Origin of the sequence: Bordetella sp. FB-8, assembly GCF_000382185.1 — a bacterium.
In the GTDB taxonomy this organism is placed as follows: Bacteria; Pseudomonadota; Gammaproteobacteria; order Burkholderiales; family Burkholderiaceae_B; genus Bordetella.
Window position 1 is genome coordinate 1210915 of record NZ_KB907784.1, and the last position, 15610, is coordinate 1226524.

Below are 15610 nucleotides of genomic sequence, written 5' to 3' on the forward strand. Positions count from 1 at the left end.
CACACCATGCTGCATTACGCGTCAATCACCGGCCGCAAGATACGCATCGCCGTCGTCGGCTGCGGCCGCATTTCGCGCAACCACTTCGGCTCCATCGAAAAGCATGCCGATCAGCTCGAACTGGCGGCCATCTGCGATATCGACCCGGCAGTGCTTGCCGAACATGAAGCCAAATACAAGGTCCCGGCCTACCTCGACCTGGAAGAAATGCTAGAACGCGAAAAGCTGGACATCGTCGCCCTGTGCACGCCCAGCGGCATCCATCCCGACCAGGCCGTGATGATCGCCAAGCACAAAGTGCGCGTCATCACCGAAAAGCCCATGGCCACCCGCTGGGCCGACGGAGTGCGCATGGTCCGCGCCTGCGACGAAGCCGGCGTGCGCCTCTTCGTGGTCAAGCAGAACCGCCGCAACACCACCCTGCAGTTGCTCAAGCGCGCCGTCACCGAGAAGCGCTTCGGCCGCATCCACATGGTGCACCTGAACGTGTTCTGGACGCGCCCGCAGGAATACTACGACCAGGGCAACGGCTGGCGCGGCACGTGGGAATTCGACGGCGGCGCCTTCATGAACCAGGCCAGCCACTACGTCGACCTGCTCGACTGGCTGATCGGCCCGGTCGAAAAAGTGCAGGCCATGATGAGCACCACGCGCGACATCGAGGTCGAAGACACCGGCGTGCTCAATATCAAATGGCGCAACGGCGCGCTCGGCTCCATGAGCGTCACCATGCTCACCTATCCGCAGAACCTGGAAGGCAGCATCACTATCCTGGGCGAGAAAGGCACCGTGCGTATCGGCGGCGTCGCCGTCAACGACATCCAGCTCTGGCAGTTCTCGGAAGCCAAGGACTACGACGCCCAGATCAAGGAAGCAAACTACCAGACCACCTCGGTCTACGGCTTCGGCCATCCGCTCTATTACAAGAACGTGGTCGACGTGCTGCGCGGCGAGGCCGAACCCGAGACCGACGGCCGCGAAGGCCTGAAGTCGCTGGAACTGCTGATCGCCGCCTATCTGGCCGCGCGCGATGGCAAGACCGTGTCGCTGCCGCTGGAATACTGATCCATGGCGGCCACCATCCACTCCAGCGCCATCGTTGACGAAGGCGCCCAGATCGGCGACGGCAGCCGCGTCTGGCATTTCGCGCACGTCTGCGGCGGCGCCCGCATCGGCCAGGGCGTCTCGCTCGGACAAAACGTCTTCGTCGGCAACAAGGTCGTCATCGGCGATCGCTGCAAAATCCAGAACAACGTCTCGGTCTATGACAACGTCACCCTGGAAGAAGGCGTGTTCTGCGGCCCGAGCATGGTGTTCACCAATGTGTACAACCCGCGCTCGCTGATCGAGCGCAAGAACGAATATCGCGACACCCTCGTCAAGCGCGGCGCCACCCTGGGCGCCAACTGCACCATCGTCTGCGGCGCGACCATCGGCGAATTCGCCTTCGTCGGCGCGGGAGCCGTGATCAACCGAGACGTACCGGCCTACGCCCTGATGGTGGGCGTACCCGCCCGGCAAATCGGCTGGATGAGCGAATACGGAGAACAGATAGACCTGCCGCTCGAAGGCAGCGGGCAATACACCTGCCCCCACGACGGCTCGATCTACACGCTGAACGGCAAGACCCTCAGGAAAGCACAGAAATGACGATTCCCTTTATCGACTTGAAGGCGCAGTACCGGGCGCTGCAACCGGAAATCCAGCGCCGCATCAACCAGGTGCTCGAACACGGCCAATACATCATGGGGCCGGAAGTCAAGGAACTCGAAGAGCGGTTGGCCGCCAACACCGGCGCCAAGCACTGCGTCACCGTCGCCAGCGGAACCGAAGCCCTGCTGATCAGCCTCATGGCGCTGGGCATCGGGCGCGGCGACGAGGTCATCACCACGCCGTTCACGTTCGTCGCCACCGCCGAAGTCATCGTCCTCCTGGGCGCGACGCCGGTCCTGGTCGATATCGAGCCCGATACCGGCAACATCGACGCCTCCCTGATCGAAGCCGCGATCACGCCGCGCACCAAGGCGATCATGCCGGTCAGCCTGTACGGGCAGGCCGCCGACATGGACGAGATCAACGCTGTCGCCGCGCGCCACGGCAACATCCCCGTCATCGAAGACGCCGCGCAAAGCTTCGGCGCCACCTACAAGGGCCGCAAGAGCTGCAACCTGAGCACGCTGGGCTGCACCAGCTTCTTTCCCAGCAAGCCGCTGGGCTGCTACGGCGACGGCGGCGCCGTCTTCACCAACAATGACGCGCTGGCCCAGGCCTGCCGCGAAATCCGCGTGCACGGACAAAGCAAGCGCTACGTCCACACCCGCATCGGCGTGGGTGGCCGCATGGACACCCTGCAATGCGCGATCACGCTGGCCAAGCTGGAGCGCTTCGCGTGGGAAATCGAACAACGTCTGGCCGTCGGCCAGCGCTACAACGAACTGCTCGGCCAGCACGGCATCCGCCGCATCGTGCAGCGCGCGGACCGCGATAGCGTCTTTGCCCAATACACCGTGCTGGTCGACGATCGCGAAGGCCTGCAGGCCAAACTGAAGGACGCCGGTATCCCCACCGCCGTGCATTACCCGGTGCCCTTGAACGAGCAGCCGGCCTACCGCGAGCTTTGCGTCAGCCCCATCCCGACCCCGAAGTCGGAAGCCATTGCCAAGCGCGTCATGAGCCTGCCCATGAGCGCGGATCTTTCGGCGGATGATCAGGACCGGATTGTGTCCGCCGTCGCGAAATCGCTGGCACCGGCATGAAGCTGATCACTATCCTGGGGGCACGCCCCCAATTCATCAAGGCAGCGGCCGTTTCACGCGCCCTGCGCGATGAACACAAGGGAACGATCGACGAGATCATTGTCCACACGGGCCAGCATTACGACCAGAATATGTCCGGGGTGTTTTTCGAAGAACTCGACATCCCCAAACCCGGCTTTAATCTGGAAGTATCAGGCGGTAGCCACGGCGCCATGACGGGCCGCATGCTGGAAGGCGTGGAAAAGGTGCTGTTGCAGGAAAAACCCGATTGGGTGCTGATCTACGGCGACACCAATTCCACCCTGGCCGGCGCGCTGGCGGCCGCAAAACTGCACATCCCCGTGGCGCACGTCGAAGCCGGTTTGCGCTCCTTCAATATGCGCATGCCGGAAGAGATCAACCGCATCCTGTCCGATCGCATATCGACTCTGCTGTTTTGCCCAACCGATGCCGCCGTAGCCAATCTCAAGCACGAGGGTATAGTCGATAGCGTGCACAATATCGGCGACGTCATGTATGACGTCGCGCTGTTCTATCGCGAGCGCGCTAGAAAGCAAAGCACCAGCCTGCGCGACCTGGGATTGACAGAAGGCGAATTCGCCCTGGCCACCTGCCATCGCGCGGAAAACACGGACGATCCAGAGCGCCTAGGCGCCATCATCGGCGCACTGGCGGAGATCGCAACGCAACTACCTGTGATCCTGCCCTTACACCCGCGCACGCGCAAACTGCTCGCGGACTACGGCATGAATCAAAAACTTGGCGGCATCCGGCTTACCGATCCGCTGCCATTCCTCGACATGGTGGCCTTGGAGCAAGCGGCTCGCCTCGTCCTTACCGACTCGGGCGGCGTGCAAAAGGAAGCTTTTTTCTACGGGGTTCCCTGCATCACCATGCGCGAAGAAACGGAATGGGTGGAAACGGTGGAAGCCGGAGCCAATCAACTGGTTGGCGCATCGCGCGATGCCATATTGAACGCATTCGAAATTGCCATGCGCCAAGGCCAACCCAACATCAAGGCCATGCCATACGGTCAAGGCGATGCGGCGGTCAGGATTGCTAACCTGATTGCTCAGCATTAATCATATTCAACATTTAAGTAGAGGGTAAAAATGAAGGTATTGGTTACTGGCGGTCTGGGACAAATCGGCTCCCATGTGGTCGAGATGCTGCTTGAGCGCGGCGATCAGGTCGTTGCCATCGACAACCTGGCAACCGGACGACGCGAGCACCTGAGCGACCACCCAAACCTCAAGCTTGTCATCGACACGATTGCCAACAAGGAACTGGTCGAAAAGCTGGTCGGCGAATTCCGTCCCGAGGCCATCGTCCACACAGCCGCTTCCTACAAAGACCCCGACGATTGGTACAACGATACGCTGACCAACTGCGTCGGCGGCTCCAACATGGTCGACGCCGCCAAGAAGTTCGGTGTCAAGCGCTTCGTCTACTTCCAGACCGCACTGTGCTATGGCCTCAAGCCCAGCCAGTCGCCGATCCGGCTCGACCATCCACGCAACCCGGTCGGCAGTAGCTACGCCATTTCCAAGACGACCAATGAATACTATATCGAGCTGTCGGGCGTCGATTTCGTCACTTTCCGCCTGGCCAACGTTGTCGGCCCGCGCAATGTCGCCGGCCCTCTGCCGATCTTCTATCAGCGCCTGAAAGACGGCAAACAATGCTTCGTCACCGAAGCCCGCCGCGACTTCGTGTATGTCAAGGATCTGGCCCGCGTGGTCCTCAAGGCCCTGGACGGTGTCGGCCATGGCGCCTATCACTTCTCGTCCGGCAAGGACGTGACCATCCAGGAACTCTACAACGCTGTCGTAAACGCCATGGGTTTCACCGGCGACAACAAGCCCCAGGCCGAAGTCAAAGCGCTGGGGCCAGATGATGTCTTTTCCATCTTGCTCGATCCCAGTCGCACGTTCGCGGATTTCGGCGATATCAAGTTCACACCGATGCAAGAGACGGTATCCGACGCCATCAACTACTACAAACAACACGGTACGCTGGGTGAATATACCCACCTGCGCCTGCAAGACAAGAAGTAAGCCATGCGTATCCTGATCACCGGCGGCGCAGGTTGCCTTGGTTCCAACCTGATCGAACACTGGCTGCCCCAAGGCCATGAAATTTTCGTCATCGACAACTTTGCCACCGGCAAGCGCGAAGTCGTGCCGGAAGTCCCCGGGCTGACAGTCCAGGAAGGGGATATTGCCGACCCGGCACTAGTGGAAGCCTGCTTCGCGCAGCTCAAGCCTGAACTCGTCGTACACTCCGCCGCGGCTTATAAAGATCCTGACGACTGGGTCGAAGATGCCCGGACCAATGTAATTGGCAGCGCCTATATCGCCAAAGCCGCCAAGACGCATGGCGTAAAACGCCTGATCAATTTTCAGACTGCGCTGAACTACGGCCTCCCGACTCAACTGCCCATTCCGGTCAGCCATCCCAGCGCACCGTTCACCAGCTACGGCATATCCAAGACCGCGGGAGAACAGTACATGCTGCTTTCCGGCGTGCCCACGCTGTCGCTGCGACTTGCCAATGTCACCGGCCCTCGCCTGGCCATTGGCCCCATCCCGACGTTCTACAAACGGCTGAAGGCCGGGCAAGGCTGTTTCTGCTCCGACACGGCGCGCGACTTCCTGGACATGTCCGACTTCATTGCCTTCATGGATCTGGCCATCAAGGAAGACGCGCCCACGGGTGTGTTCAATATCTCGAGTGGCGAAGCCCATACGATCAAGGAAATCTTCGACATCGTAACGGACTATCTGGGACTTGGTCGCCAGGAAGTGCCGATCACCCCACCTGCAGCCGACGATGTGCCCATTGTCGCGCTCGATGCCAGCGAAACTCTGAAGGCCTTTGGCTGGAAGCCGAAGGTTAGTTTCTCCGACACCGTCAAGCGTCAAATGGCGTGGTACGACAAATACGGAATCACCGACGTGTATTCCCACCTCAAAGCCCCCTCGGCCAATAAGTGACGAGAAGGGAGATAGATATGAGCAACGGCGGCTTTCAAGGTAGCAAGGTTCTCGTCGTCGGCGGAGCCGGTTTCATCGGCAGCAATCTGGTTCATCAGATCCTGGCCCAGGATCCTAAGCAAATCATCATCGTCGACAACTTGCTTTCATCGGATGTTGCCAACATCCCAGGCGATCCGCGCGTGAAATTCGTATTCGGCCCGATTACCAGCGACAAGATTCTTGCGGATTTACCGCAAGACCTCGATTATGCGTTTCACCTGGCCTGCTTCCACGGCAACCAGTCGTCGATTGCGGACCCCTTCGTCGACCACGACAACAATACCTACACCTCGCTCAAACTGTTCGATCGGCTCAAGGACATCAAGAACCTGAAGAAGGTCGTTTATGCCGCGGCAGCCTGCGCCGTCGCGGAAAAAACCTACGACCAACCGACCGCGACCACCGAAGACCAGCCCGTCACCCTGTATCACGACAGCCCCTATTCGATCTCCAAGATCATCGGCGAGCTTTACGGGAACTACTACTTCCAGCGTCACCAACTACCTTTCGTCAAGGCGCGCTTTTCCAACGCCTACGGCCCTCGCGAAATTCTCGGGGCCGGCCAGTGGCGCGGCACCGTCCACACTGTCTGGCGCAACGTCACGCCGACTTTTATTTGGCGCGCGCTCCACGGAGAGGCTCTGCCGCTGGACAACGGCGGCAACGCCAGCCGCGACTTCATCTTCGTCGAAGACATGGGTTGCGGCCTGATGGCGTGCGCTCTTAAGGGTGAAATCGGTGAGGTCTACAACCTGGCTACGGGCAAGGAAACCACCATCCTTGATCTAGCGAAGATGATCAATGAATTCACGGGCAATTCCACGCCATTGGATCTGAAGCCGGCCCGCGACTGGGACCGATCCGGTAAACGTTTCGCTTCCACTGAAAAAGCGCAGGCGAAACTCGGATTTACAGCACAAGTGGATATCAGCGAAGGGATCCGACGCACTGTCGAATGGACCAAAGCCAATGCTAATTTGATCAGACGCAGTATCACTAAGCACGACAAGATGATGTCGCAATCTTGAGCGAATTATCCATTGAAAAAATATTCCAATGTCAGATTTCTCATCGAAACCTGCAGCTACTGCTTGTGTAATCGCACTTTCCGATATTCCGAACGATCCTCGGGTGCGTCGTCAGTGCGATGCTTTATTTGACGCGGGTTGGAATGTGATCGCAGTCGGCATACCCGGCACGCAGGATCCGACAGTCCGGTGGCCGATCCTCGTGCGCGCCGAAGGCACAAGCACGCGCAACGAAAGCACAGAAGCACAAACATCTGGAGCAAGAAGAGTTCTCCAGCAAATAAAGAAGACGCTGAAGAAGATACCTACGCTAAGGTTGCTGGCAAAAGCGCGTTGGGCGAAACATATTTTCAAGCTCCATTTCGCTCCGGACTATGGTGAGTCTATATATTGGTCCTTGCCGAATATTCGCCAGATGGCGGAGGCCGCGGGAACCGTCAAAGCCGATCTATGGCTCGCCAACGACTGGACAGCGTTGCCTATTGCCGCGCGGATGGCGGAACGTGAAAAAGGGGTCTTCGTATACGACTCTCACGAATTCGCGGTCAATGAATATTCTCAAATATGGCGCTGGCGTTTGTTCAATCGTCCCATCATCAAGGCGCTGGAGCGACGCTACATCGCAGGTGCCAAGGTTGTCTCCACGGTGTCTTCCGGCATTGCCGATGCCCTCGAGCGTATGTATTCGCTATCTACGAAGCCGATCGTGATCCGCAATGCGCCTCGGTATTCGGAATCAGATTTTCGTCCGACCGGCGAAGCCATCCGCCTGCTGTATCACGGCATCGTGGCGCCGGGACGAGGATTGGAGGAAGCCATTGCGAGCGTCCCCTTGTGGCGGCCGGAATATTCGCTGCATATACGCGGACCTGGCGATGAAAAATACCTGCAGTCGCTAAGAGATCAAATCCAATCGCTGGATCTGGCGGACAGGATATTAATGTTGCCACCCGTGCCGATGATCGAACTGGTGGCTTCCGCGCGGGAATTCGATATTGGGTTTTTTGCTCTGAAAGGGCACTCGCTGCAAAATCATTACGTATTGCCGAATAAATTCTTCGAATACACGATGGCAGGGCTAGCATTGTGTGTGAGCGATCTATCCGAGATGACGCGTTTGTGCCGCCAGTATGGACACGGCGTGGTTTTCAAGGGGCTCGATCCCCAAGACATTGCCGACACCGTCAATGGTTTGACTCGCGATGTCATCGATGCGATGAAGCGCAAAGCGGTGCTCGCATCGAAGGATTTGTGCTGGGACAACGAAGCTGAGCGGATGCTCAAGCTTTATAACGACGCGACTGTGAGCTGAATCATGTGCGGAATCTGGATTTCGGTCGGTCCCCAGCCATCGGAAAAATATCTCGATATCATCAGCCATCGCGGGCCTGACGGACATGGCCTGGAGGTTTTCAATTCACCTGCCGGACCCGTCGAGCTAGGGCATCGTCGCCTGGCGATCATCGATATCTCCGATGCCGGCCTGCAGCCGATGGCATTCGCCGAAAAGCGCTATTGGCTCGTTTTCAATGGCGAAATCTACAACTACCGGGAACTGCGCGATGAGCTCGCGGCGAAAGGGCACGTTTTTCGCACGCACTCCGATAGCGAAGTATTGTTGGCGGCCTACTCCGAATGGGGCGAAGCCTGCTTGGACCGTTTTCTCGGCATGTTCGCGTTTGCCATTTTTGACCGCGAAACGCAGAAGCTGTTTCTTGCGCGTGATCGTTTCGGCATCAAGCCGCTTTACTATGCATGCACGCATGAAGGCGTGGCGTTTGCCTCGGAAATCAAGCAGCTGTTGGAATTGCCGGGATTGGCGCGTCGCGGCAACATAGCGCGCCTGTACGACTTCATTTCGTCGGGCATGACCGATCACACCGACGAAACGTTGTTCGCCGATGTATTCCAGCTGCGCGGCGGCGAAAAGCTGACGCTGTCGCTCGCGTCTTACAGGCCGGGCCAGCCGATTACGCCGCAACGGTGGTACAGCGTGCCAGTGCCGGGCAGCATCCACCTGAGCGCCGAGGCGGCGGCGGAACGATTCCGCGAACTTCTCGATACTTCCATCGGATTGCACCTGAGGTCTGACGTTCCGGTTGGCTCCTGCTTGTCGGGCGGCCTGGACAGCTCCGCCATCGTGAGCCTGGCATCACGACGCCTCGCGAACGAGGCCGACGGCAAGCACACGCACACGATCAGCGCGTGCTACGCGGAAAAGCGCGTCGATGAGCGTCCTTTCATGGAGTCCGTCGTCGATCGGTGGTCGTGCGAGCCGCACTACGTATATCCTCGGTATGAAGATGCGTTCAATCTTGCCGAGCAGATCACCTGGCATCAAGACGAGCCCTATGGCAGCACAAGTATTTTTGCGCAATGGAGTGTTTTCTCCGCGGCGCATAGCCGAGGAATCACCGTCATGCTCGACGGCCAGGGAGCCGACGAACAGCTTGCCGGTTATCACGGCGGCTATCAGTTCTATACGAATATGCTGCTTGCGCAGCGTCGCTATGCCGAACTCTGGAAAACCGTCAAGGAACGACAGCGTGACCATGGCCTTCCCATGAAGGATCAGCTGCGGACCTTGTTCGGCCCCAAGCTGCCGCGCATCGTTCGCGCCGCGCTCTCGCGGGCGGTGGCCGGCACGCCGGCAAGCGGCCCGAACTGGCTCGATTCGGAAGCATTCGCCACGCTTGCGCCGGCCCAAGGCGCAATGCAGACGGCGCTCGACCGTGATGGCCTGCCGCCCGTTACCGACCTGGGGAGCTGGTGTCAGGCGATGGTGCAGGCAACCAATCTGCCCATGCTGCTCAAATACGAAGACCGCAACAGCATGGCGCACAGCATCGAAGCCCGCGTGCCATTTCTCGACCACCGCCTGGTCGAGTTCAACCTCGGCTTGGGCAACGAGCACAAAATGTATGCTGGCGAGACGAAATCGGTGTTGCGCCGGGCTATGCGAGGAGTGATGCCAGACATGATCTGCGATCGCCGCGACAAACTCGGCTTCACCACGCCGGAGCAGGAATGGTTCCGCGGCCCGCTGCGCAATGCAATTCTCGACGGCATGGAAGAAACGCTCCGGCGCTTCCCCACCCTGCTTAATGCGCAGGGTACGCGTCAACGCGTCAACGATGCGCTCGATGGACGTGGCGAGGTGGATTTCACGCTTTGGCGTATCGTCAACGTCGGCATCTGGGGCAAGATATTCGGCGTGACGATCTAAAAACTCTCAATTCAAACTCTCGCAAATATCCCTTTCAATGTTTGAACCCATACAAATCATCTATCGCTATCGGCATATGCTGTATGCCACGACTCGCAACGAGATCCGTGCGCGTTACGTCGGCTCGGTGCTTGGCGCCGCATGGGCGGTCATCTATCCCTTCTTCTATCTGGGTCTCTACGCCTGTATCTACACGCTCGTTTTTCGTGTGCGTCTGAACGGCCATACGTCGTTCGAATATGTGCTGATGATTTTCGCGGGTCTGATCCCTTTTATCGGGTTTTCAGAGGCGCTTTCCGCATCGACGACGGCCGTCATCAGCAACAAGGGGCTCATCAAAAATACGGTGTTTCCAATTGAATTGCTCCCGATCAAGAGTGTGTTGTCGTCGTCGGTTTCGATGGCAGTGGGACTCATTGGACTGCTGATTGCTTATGCAGCCGTTGGCGAAGGATCGTTGCTCGATGTTCTGATCATTCCTATTTTCGTCATGCAATTATTATTTTGCATTGGACTCGCATGGCTTATTTCTTCGCTGACGGTGTTTTTCCGTGACATCGCGCAGATGATAGGCATCGTGATCCAATTTCTGATGCTTGTATCCCCTATCGGTTATACGCTCGACATGATACCGAAATCGCTGTTGCCGATCATGTATCCGAACCCGCTTTTCTACATTATAGAAATCTATCGGCAGATTCTGTTTTTTCATCAGATTCCGTGGAAATCGATCGCTGCGTTTTCATTGATGACGATCGTGATCTTCTATCTGGGCCATTTCGTCTTCTCTCGACTGAAACCTGTTTTTGGTGAATATGTCTGATATTGCTATCCAAGTCGAAAACGTCAGCCGAATCTTCCGGCGTTTCCAGCATCCACGGCACCGCGCCTTGGAGCTCTTCGGGCTTAAGCCCCCCAAAGGAAGCTACAATGAATTTCAGGCTCTTGACGACATTTCGTTCGAAGTCAAGCACGGCGAACGTCTTGCGCTGATCGGCCGTAACGGCGCGGGCAAGAGTACCTTGCTGAGCATCATCTGCGGACGACTCCGGCAGACAAGCGGAAAAGTACGCGTAAACGGCAGCATCCAGGCGTTGATGGAACTCGGCACGGGTTTTCATCCGGAGTTCACGGGCAGGGAAAATGTCCTAGCGTCGCTCGCTTATCAAGGCGTCACGGGTAAGCGAGCAATGGCGATGCTCGACGAAATCATCGATTTTGCCGAGCTTGAAGCGTTCATCGATCAGCAGGTTAAAACCTACTCGGCCGGCATGTACGCGCGCCTTGCATTTTCGACATCGACTGCTGTAGAGCCCGATATTCTGATCGTGGATGAAGTGCTTGGCGCCGGCGATGCCTATTTTTCGGCGAAAAGCACCGATCGGATGAAACGGCTAACCATCGAAAGCGGCGCGACCGTACTCTTCGTGAGCCACGATATCTCGGCCGTCGAGCGTCTTTGCGAAAGGGCGATCTGGGTCGACAAAGGCAAGATCCGCATGGACGATACCGCTCGTTCGATAAGCAAAGCCTACTATGCCTCGATTCTTGAACAGGAAGAACAACGGCTGCGCAATCAGACGGCCCGTCTTCTACAACGCCAGCGGCAAGTGCATGCCATCGATGGCGCGACGATCCATGTCCGGTTCAGATTGCCGGCTAAAGCGCAGCTCGATCACCTCATTCGGAAGGTCAGTGTAGAAATCGCGGGGCAACCCCCCATTGCTCTCGATGTCGGCAAAGTTGGAGATGAAGAAGTTACGAATCCCGCTTTTCTCGTAAATCTTGCAACCGACCCCAACGCGTGGGGGGTGCCGATACTGCACGATTCGCAACGCGTGCGTGCATTGAATCCATCTAACGGGAGCAGCGAAGCGGCAATTTGTTTCAACGGTTTATACGGATGGCGCGAACATCCCTTAAAACTCGAGGTCCAGCATTGCGGTTTGGGATCGGAACATATTCATGTCGACCTCGTATCGGGTAAAGAGGTATTTCATTTGGGCAACCTCAGCGAGTGTGTCGATACCAAGACATGGCTCAGCGACACGCTTACGTGGAGCCTTTCCGACTCACACGCGAAGGAACTCGAAATACACAAGGACGTCGAGACTGCCGTTGCCAGGGCGTTCGAAGATTCTCCTCAACAAAAAACAGATCGGTGGCGTACCGAAGTGGGGTCGTTTGTCGAATGCATGACTTATGCGCGCGATACAAGTACGGAAAAACTGATCTTCGCACTAGGCGAAGATATTGTTGTTCGCACAAAATTCGCATTGAGCCAGACCGTTGACGAATTCTGGTACGCCGTGATCGTTTTTGATAACAAAGGCGAGCGTGTCTGCTTCGATGTCCACCATTTCGAGCACGGTGGCTCGCGCGGCATTCATGAAGTGACCTCCATCATCGAGTCTCCCAATCTCAGACACGGCGATTACGCCATAAGTATTGATGTGCTACCTGGATTCCGGTTCGACTGGGAAAAGACCACCCGCATGCCTTTCATCTGCCATCTCGATCGTGGCGTACATTTCAAAGTCAACGAGAACTACATCGGCACAATTGAACTCGGTACGACCCGTCAAAATATCGTCACCAGTCTCCAATCTTTTTCCTCGGCTGCTTAGCCGTAAGCGACCCCGGAGGATGCGCTGCTTCAAGTGAACAGACTTGAGCAAATGCGTGGCTAAGCACGAATGGCGCACACCAACGCCGGTTGTCGTTATTCTGTCTATAGTGAGAGCTGTATGCCTGGTATATCCATCTTCCCTCGTCTGACTCCGACCTCCGAAAAGGATCGGCCCGAGCGACTGCTTTTACTTTGCTATTTCGACCATCGCGGCATTTCGACCGTGCCCCAGAACATCTCGTTCTTGCAACGCACCTCGAAATTCGAAGTCGATGTTTACAACTTCGCAGGCTGTGAAGCGCCATTCCGTCTGCCCGCGTCGTTCGACCTCACGGCTTATGTTGGCATCGTATTGCACAACTCACTGGCATATAACGTCGACAACCTGCGCGAACTCGATGAAAATCTTGCCGTCCGATTCAAAGACTATGAAGGCGTCAAGGTTGTTTTCAAACAAGACGAGAACTACAAGGTGCGAGGTACTGCACGGTATCTTGGAGAAAATCGTTTCGACCTGATCTTCACCTGCTTGCCGGAAAACGAACGCGAAAAAGTTTATCCGCGCGATGTCGTCGGCGATGTCGAATTTTTTCGCATGCTCACGGGGTATGTGACCCCCGATCTGCGGGACAATTTGGTGAGCCGCTTCGGGAACGAAGAGCGCGATATCGATGTTGGCTATCGAGGGTCCCTCCAGCCTCTCGATTTCGGCCGCCTGTGCTACGAAAAGAGAACGATCGGCTGGGATTTTCTTACGGCGACGCAAGGCATGGGATTGCGGATGGATATCTCGAGCCGATGGGAAGATCGATTTTCCGGCGATGACTGGTTACGCTTCATGTGCCGATGCAAGGCTATGCTCGGCGTGGAATCAGGAGCGTCGATATTTGATCTCGATGGCGATGTCGCACGCGCAATCGCCGAGTACGACGTAACATCGACGCTGGACAAGACCAGCCGCGAGTACGCCGAAGGGTTGCTCCAGCATATCGTGCAATTCGAAGGCAACGTCTACTACAACAACATCTCTCCGAGGCACCTTGAGGCAGCCGCCGCCAAGACCCTGCAAATACTGTTTGAGGGTGAATATTCGAACGTGCTGGTGCCTGGCAAACACTATGTCGAGCTCAAGCGCGACTTCTCAAATGTCGAACAGGTCGTTGCCATTCTCCGAGACGATGCCGCGAGAACGGCAATTGTCGAGGCTGCTTGGCGCGATATCATTGCAGCTCCGACCTACTGGATTGAAACATTCGTCGCTCGATTCGATGAGCGGATTGAAGCGCAGATCGCCAAAAAGTCGTGGGCGCAGCCGGCCATACAGCTAGCGCCTTTGCGTAAAGATCGCATCAATGTTCTGCTTTTGTGCAGTCATTATCCCGATCGCGATCCGCGCATCAAGTGGCTTCAAAAAAATGCGCCCGATGAGATTGTGGTCCACGTCCTCGGTGTCGATGGCGGACCTCGCGATCAGGTGATTGTCGAGCGCGATGCAAGCATAGGTTACACGATCGTTGCGCCTCGCCCGTACAATCATTTGCTGACGTTGAACAGCATACTATCGGAAGAGCGCCCCGAAGGGACAGCCTTTGAAGAGGCGCTCTTTCTTGGTTGGCTGGAATCGATGCCGGCGGAACATATATCTCACGCCTATGGGATAAGCAGGATCTATTCCATTGCTAATACCAGGGATATCGCCCGCTATTTTCTCAATACTGCCGGCGTGCTTGCAGACTTGGGCGGACGCATTCGGGGAATCGATGCAATCATTGCATGCGACCTTGAGACGTTGCTGCCGGCCGCGCTGATCAAACACCGGCTCGGCGTACCGGTCATGTACGACGCGCATGAATTCTGGCCTGATTCGAATGATGCATTTATGCCGGCTGAATTCGAGCTTTGGCAAAAATTCGAACGCCGGCTTTTGCCTTATGTCGACGATGCGGTCACCGTTACACGTGGCCTGGCATCGTTCATGTCCAGCTTTTATGGTCGTCAGTTCGGCACGCTGCCGAATTGCGAACCTCTCGAAGCGGTCGATACATTGAGCCAAGCCTCATCGAATCGCGCCTTCGAACTTGAGCGCGAGGAAGATCAGGTGGCATTCCTCGTTCAGGGAAATTTTGCGATAGGCCGCGGGTTTGAAATATTGATCGACATATGGAACCAAGTCGACAAGCGAGCCAAACTATTCCTGCGCGGCCCTGATTCGAGCTACAAAGCGTCGCTTATCGAACGCGCAAGATCGAATGAATCGCTGGACACCCGAATTGTGTTTCCTGCCGCTGTGCCGGAGTCCGCCCTCGTTGCCGCTGCATCTCACGCCGATGTGGGGATTATTCCTTACGAGCCGAAAAGTATCAATAATCGATATTGCGGCCCGAACAAGCTCTCGCAGTATATGGCCGCAGGACTCCCGATAATGAGCAATCGACTCGAGTCGGTTGCGGAAGTGCTGCATGAGGGCGACTGTGGTTTCGCTGTGGATTTTACGAATCTAGCCGATGTGATCCATTGTGTCAACACACTGACGGCCGATGCGGCATTACGCAAAAGATTGGGCGCAAATGCACGTGTGCATTTTTCGGCACATTACAACTGGAACGCCGTCGCCAAGACATTTTATGCAGACGTACTGGCGCTTGCGGAGTCGCGCAAAGATATCGATAAACGAGTCAGTGCGAACGAACCTTCGAGAATCCGCGCCGCAGTTCCTATTATTACGCTCAAACAAGAAACCGAATCGCAAGCCCAGCCGCCCGCTTTTGTAAGCGGGCCCGTGTGGCGTGGCGCACGCGCAATCTGGAGAATGATCCCGACCCGTGTCCGTAACGCATTTCGAGGCCGCGTGCACGGTATTCTGATTTTTCTTGTTAAAAGACTTTAAATTCGAAGAACACTTAAGGACGCTCTGAATAATTTTCTTGTTCTGC

12 protein-coding genes are annotated in these 15610 nt (G+C 56.7%); all 12 read left to right on the forward strand.

Going from position 1 to position 15610, the window contains the following annotated elements:
* Positions 1-6: 6 nt before the first annotated feature.
* Positions 7-1065, forward strand: a complete 1059-nt coding sequence (locus H143_RS0105735; protein WP_019937280.1) for a Gfo/Idh/MocA family protein — start codon at positions 7-9, stop codon at positions 1063-1065.
* A 3-nt stretch (positions 1066-1068) separates the two neighbouring features.
* Positions 1069-1650, forward strand: a complete 582-nt coding sequence (gene wbpD / locus H143_RS0105740) for a UDP-2-acetamido-3-amino-2,3-dideoxy-D-glucuronate N-acetyltransferase (protein WP_019937281.1) — start codon at positions 1069-1071, stop codon at positions 1648-1650.
* Between the two features lie 2 nt (positions 1651-1652).
* Positions 1653-2756: a DegT/DnrJ/EryC1/StrS aminotransferase family protein gene (locus H143_RS0105745; protein WP_033366115.1), complete on the forward strand. Its 1104-nt coding sequence runs from the start codon at positions 1653-1655 to the stop codon at positions 2754-2756.
* A complete protein-coding gene (gene wecB, locus H143_RS0105750) occupies positions 2753-3838 on the forward strand; it encodes a non-hydrolyzing UDP-N-acetylglucosamine 2-epimerase (protein WP_019937283.1) in 1086 nt (361 codons plus the stop codon). The genes H143_RS0105745 and wecB overlap by 4 nt, the downstream gene beginning before the upstream one ends.
* A gap of 30 nt (positions 3839-3868) precedes the next feature.
* Positions 3869-4813, forward strand: a complete 945-nt coding sequence (locus H143_RS0105755; protein WP_019937284.1) for an NAD-dependent epimerase/dehydratase family protein — start codon at positions 3869-3871, stop codon at positions 4811-4813.
* A gap of 3 nt (positions 4814-4816) precedes the next feature.
* The gene (locus H143_RS0105760; RefSeq protein WP_019937285.1) at positions 4817-5752 is read left to right on the forward strand and encodes an NAD-dependent epimerase/dehydratase family protein; all 936 of its coding nucleotides are present in this window, start codon (positions 4817-4819) and stop codon (positions 5750-5752) included.
* A 17-nt stretch (positions 5753-5769) separates the two neighbouring features.
* Positions 5770-6822: an NAD-dependent epimerase/dehydratase family protein gene (locus H143_RS0105765; RefSeq protein WP_019937286.1), complete on the forward strand. Its 1053-nt coding sequence runs from the start codon at positions 5770-5772 to the stop codon at positions 6820-6822.
* A 28-nt stretch (positions 6823-6850) separates the two neighbouring features.
* Positions 6851-8134 carry a glycosyltransferase gene (locus H143_RS0105770; protein ID WP_081627008.1) on the forward strand — a complete coding sequence of 428 codons (1284 nt, stop codon included), beginning with the start codon at positions 6851-6853 and terminating at the stop codon, positions 8132-8134.
* 3 nt (positions 8135-8137) lie between these two features.
* Positions 8138-10048, forward strand: coding sequence for an asparagine synthase (glutamine-hydrolyzing) (asnB, locus tag H143_RS20045; RefSeq protein WP_019937288.1), 1911 nt, complete (start codon positions 8138-8140; stop codon positions 10046-10048).
* Between the two features lie 37 nt (positions 10049-10085).
* Positions 10086-10871, forward strand: coding sequence for an ABC transporter permease (locus H143_RS0105780; RefSeq protein WP_019937289.1), 786 nt, complete (start codon positions 10086-10088; stop codon positions 10869-10871).
* Complete coding sequence (locus tag H143_RS21570; RefSeq protein ID WP_019937290.1) at positions 10864-12675, forward strand: ABC transporter ATP-binding protein; 1812 nt, start codon at positions 10864-10866, stop codon at positions 12673-12675. The genes H143_RS0105780 and H143_RS21570 overlap by 8 nt, the downstream gene beginning before the upstream one ends.
* Before the next feature lie 69 nt (positions 12676-12744).
* Entirely contained in the window at positions 12745-15564 is a 2820-nt protein-coding gene (locus tag H143_RS20055) for a glycosyltransferase (RefSeq protein ID WP_081627009.1), read from the forward strand.
* The last annotated feature ends 46 nt before the right edge of the window (positions 15565-15610 follow it).

What these genes read in the sequence shown, in the direction of transcription:
- H143_RS0105735 (WP_019937280.1), top strand. Translation starts at nt 7, where the DNA reads ATGCTGCATTACGCGTCAATCACCGGCCGCAAGATACGCATCGCCGTC.
- wbpD (WP_019937281.1), top strand. Translation starts at nt 1,069, where the DNA reads ATGGCGGCCACCATCCACTCCAGCGCCATCGTTGACGAAGGCGCCCAG.
- wecB (WP_019937283.1), top strand. Translation starts at nt 2,753, where the DNA reads ATGAAGCTGATCACTATCCTGGGGGCACGCCCCCAATTCATCAAGGCA.
- H143_RS0105755 (WP_019937284.1), top strand. Translation starts at nt 3,869, where the DNA reads ATGAAGGTATTGGTTACTGGCGGTCTGGGACAAATCGGCTCCCATGTG.
- H143_RS0105760 (WP_019937285.1), top strand. Translation starts at nt 4,817, where the DNA reads ATGCGTATCCTGATCACCGGCGGCGCAGGTTGCCTTGGTTCCAACCTG.
- H143_RS0105765 (WP_019937286.1), top strand. Translation starts at nt 5,770, where the DNA reads ATGAGCAACGGCGGCTTTCAAGGTAGCAAGGTTCTCGTCGTCGGCGGA.
- H143_RS0105770 (WP_081627008.1), top strand. Translation starts at nt 6,851, where the DNA reads ATGTCAGATTTCTCATCGAAACCTGCAGCTACTGCTTGTGTAATCGCA.
- asnB (WP_019937288.1), top strand. Translation starts at nt 8,138, where the DNA reads ATGTGCGGAATCTGGATTTCGGTCGGTCCCCAGCCATCGGAAAAATAT.
- H143_RS0105780 (WP_019937289.1), top strand. Translation starts at nt 10,086, where the DNA reads ATGTTTGAACCCATACAAATCATCTATCGCTATCGGCATATGCTGTAT.
- H143_RS21570 (WP_019937290.1), top strand. Translation starts at nt 10,864, where the DNA reads ATGTCTGATATTGCTATCCAAGTCGAAAACGTCAGCCGAATCTTCCGG.
- H143_RS20055 (WP_081627009.1), top strand. Translation starts at nt 12,745, where the DNA reads ATGGCGCACACCAACGCCGGTTGTCGTTATTCTGTCTATAGTGAGAGC.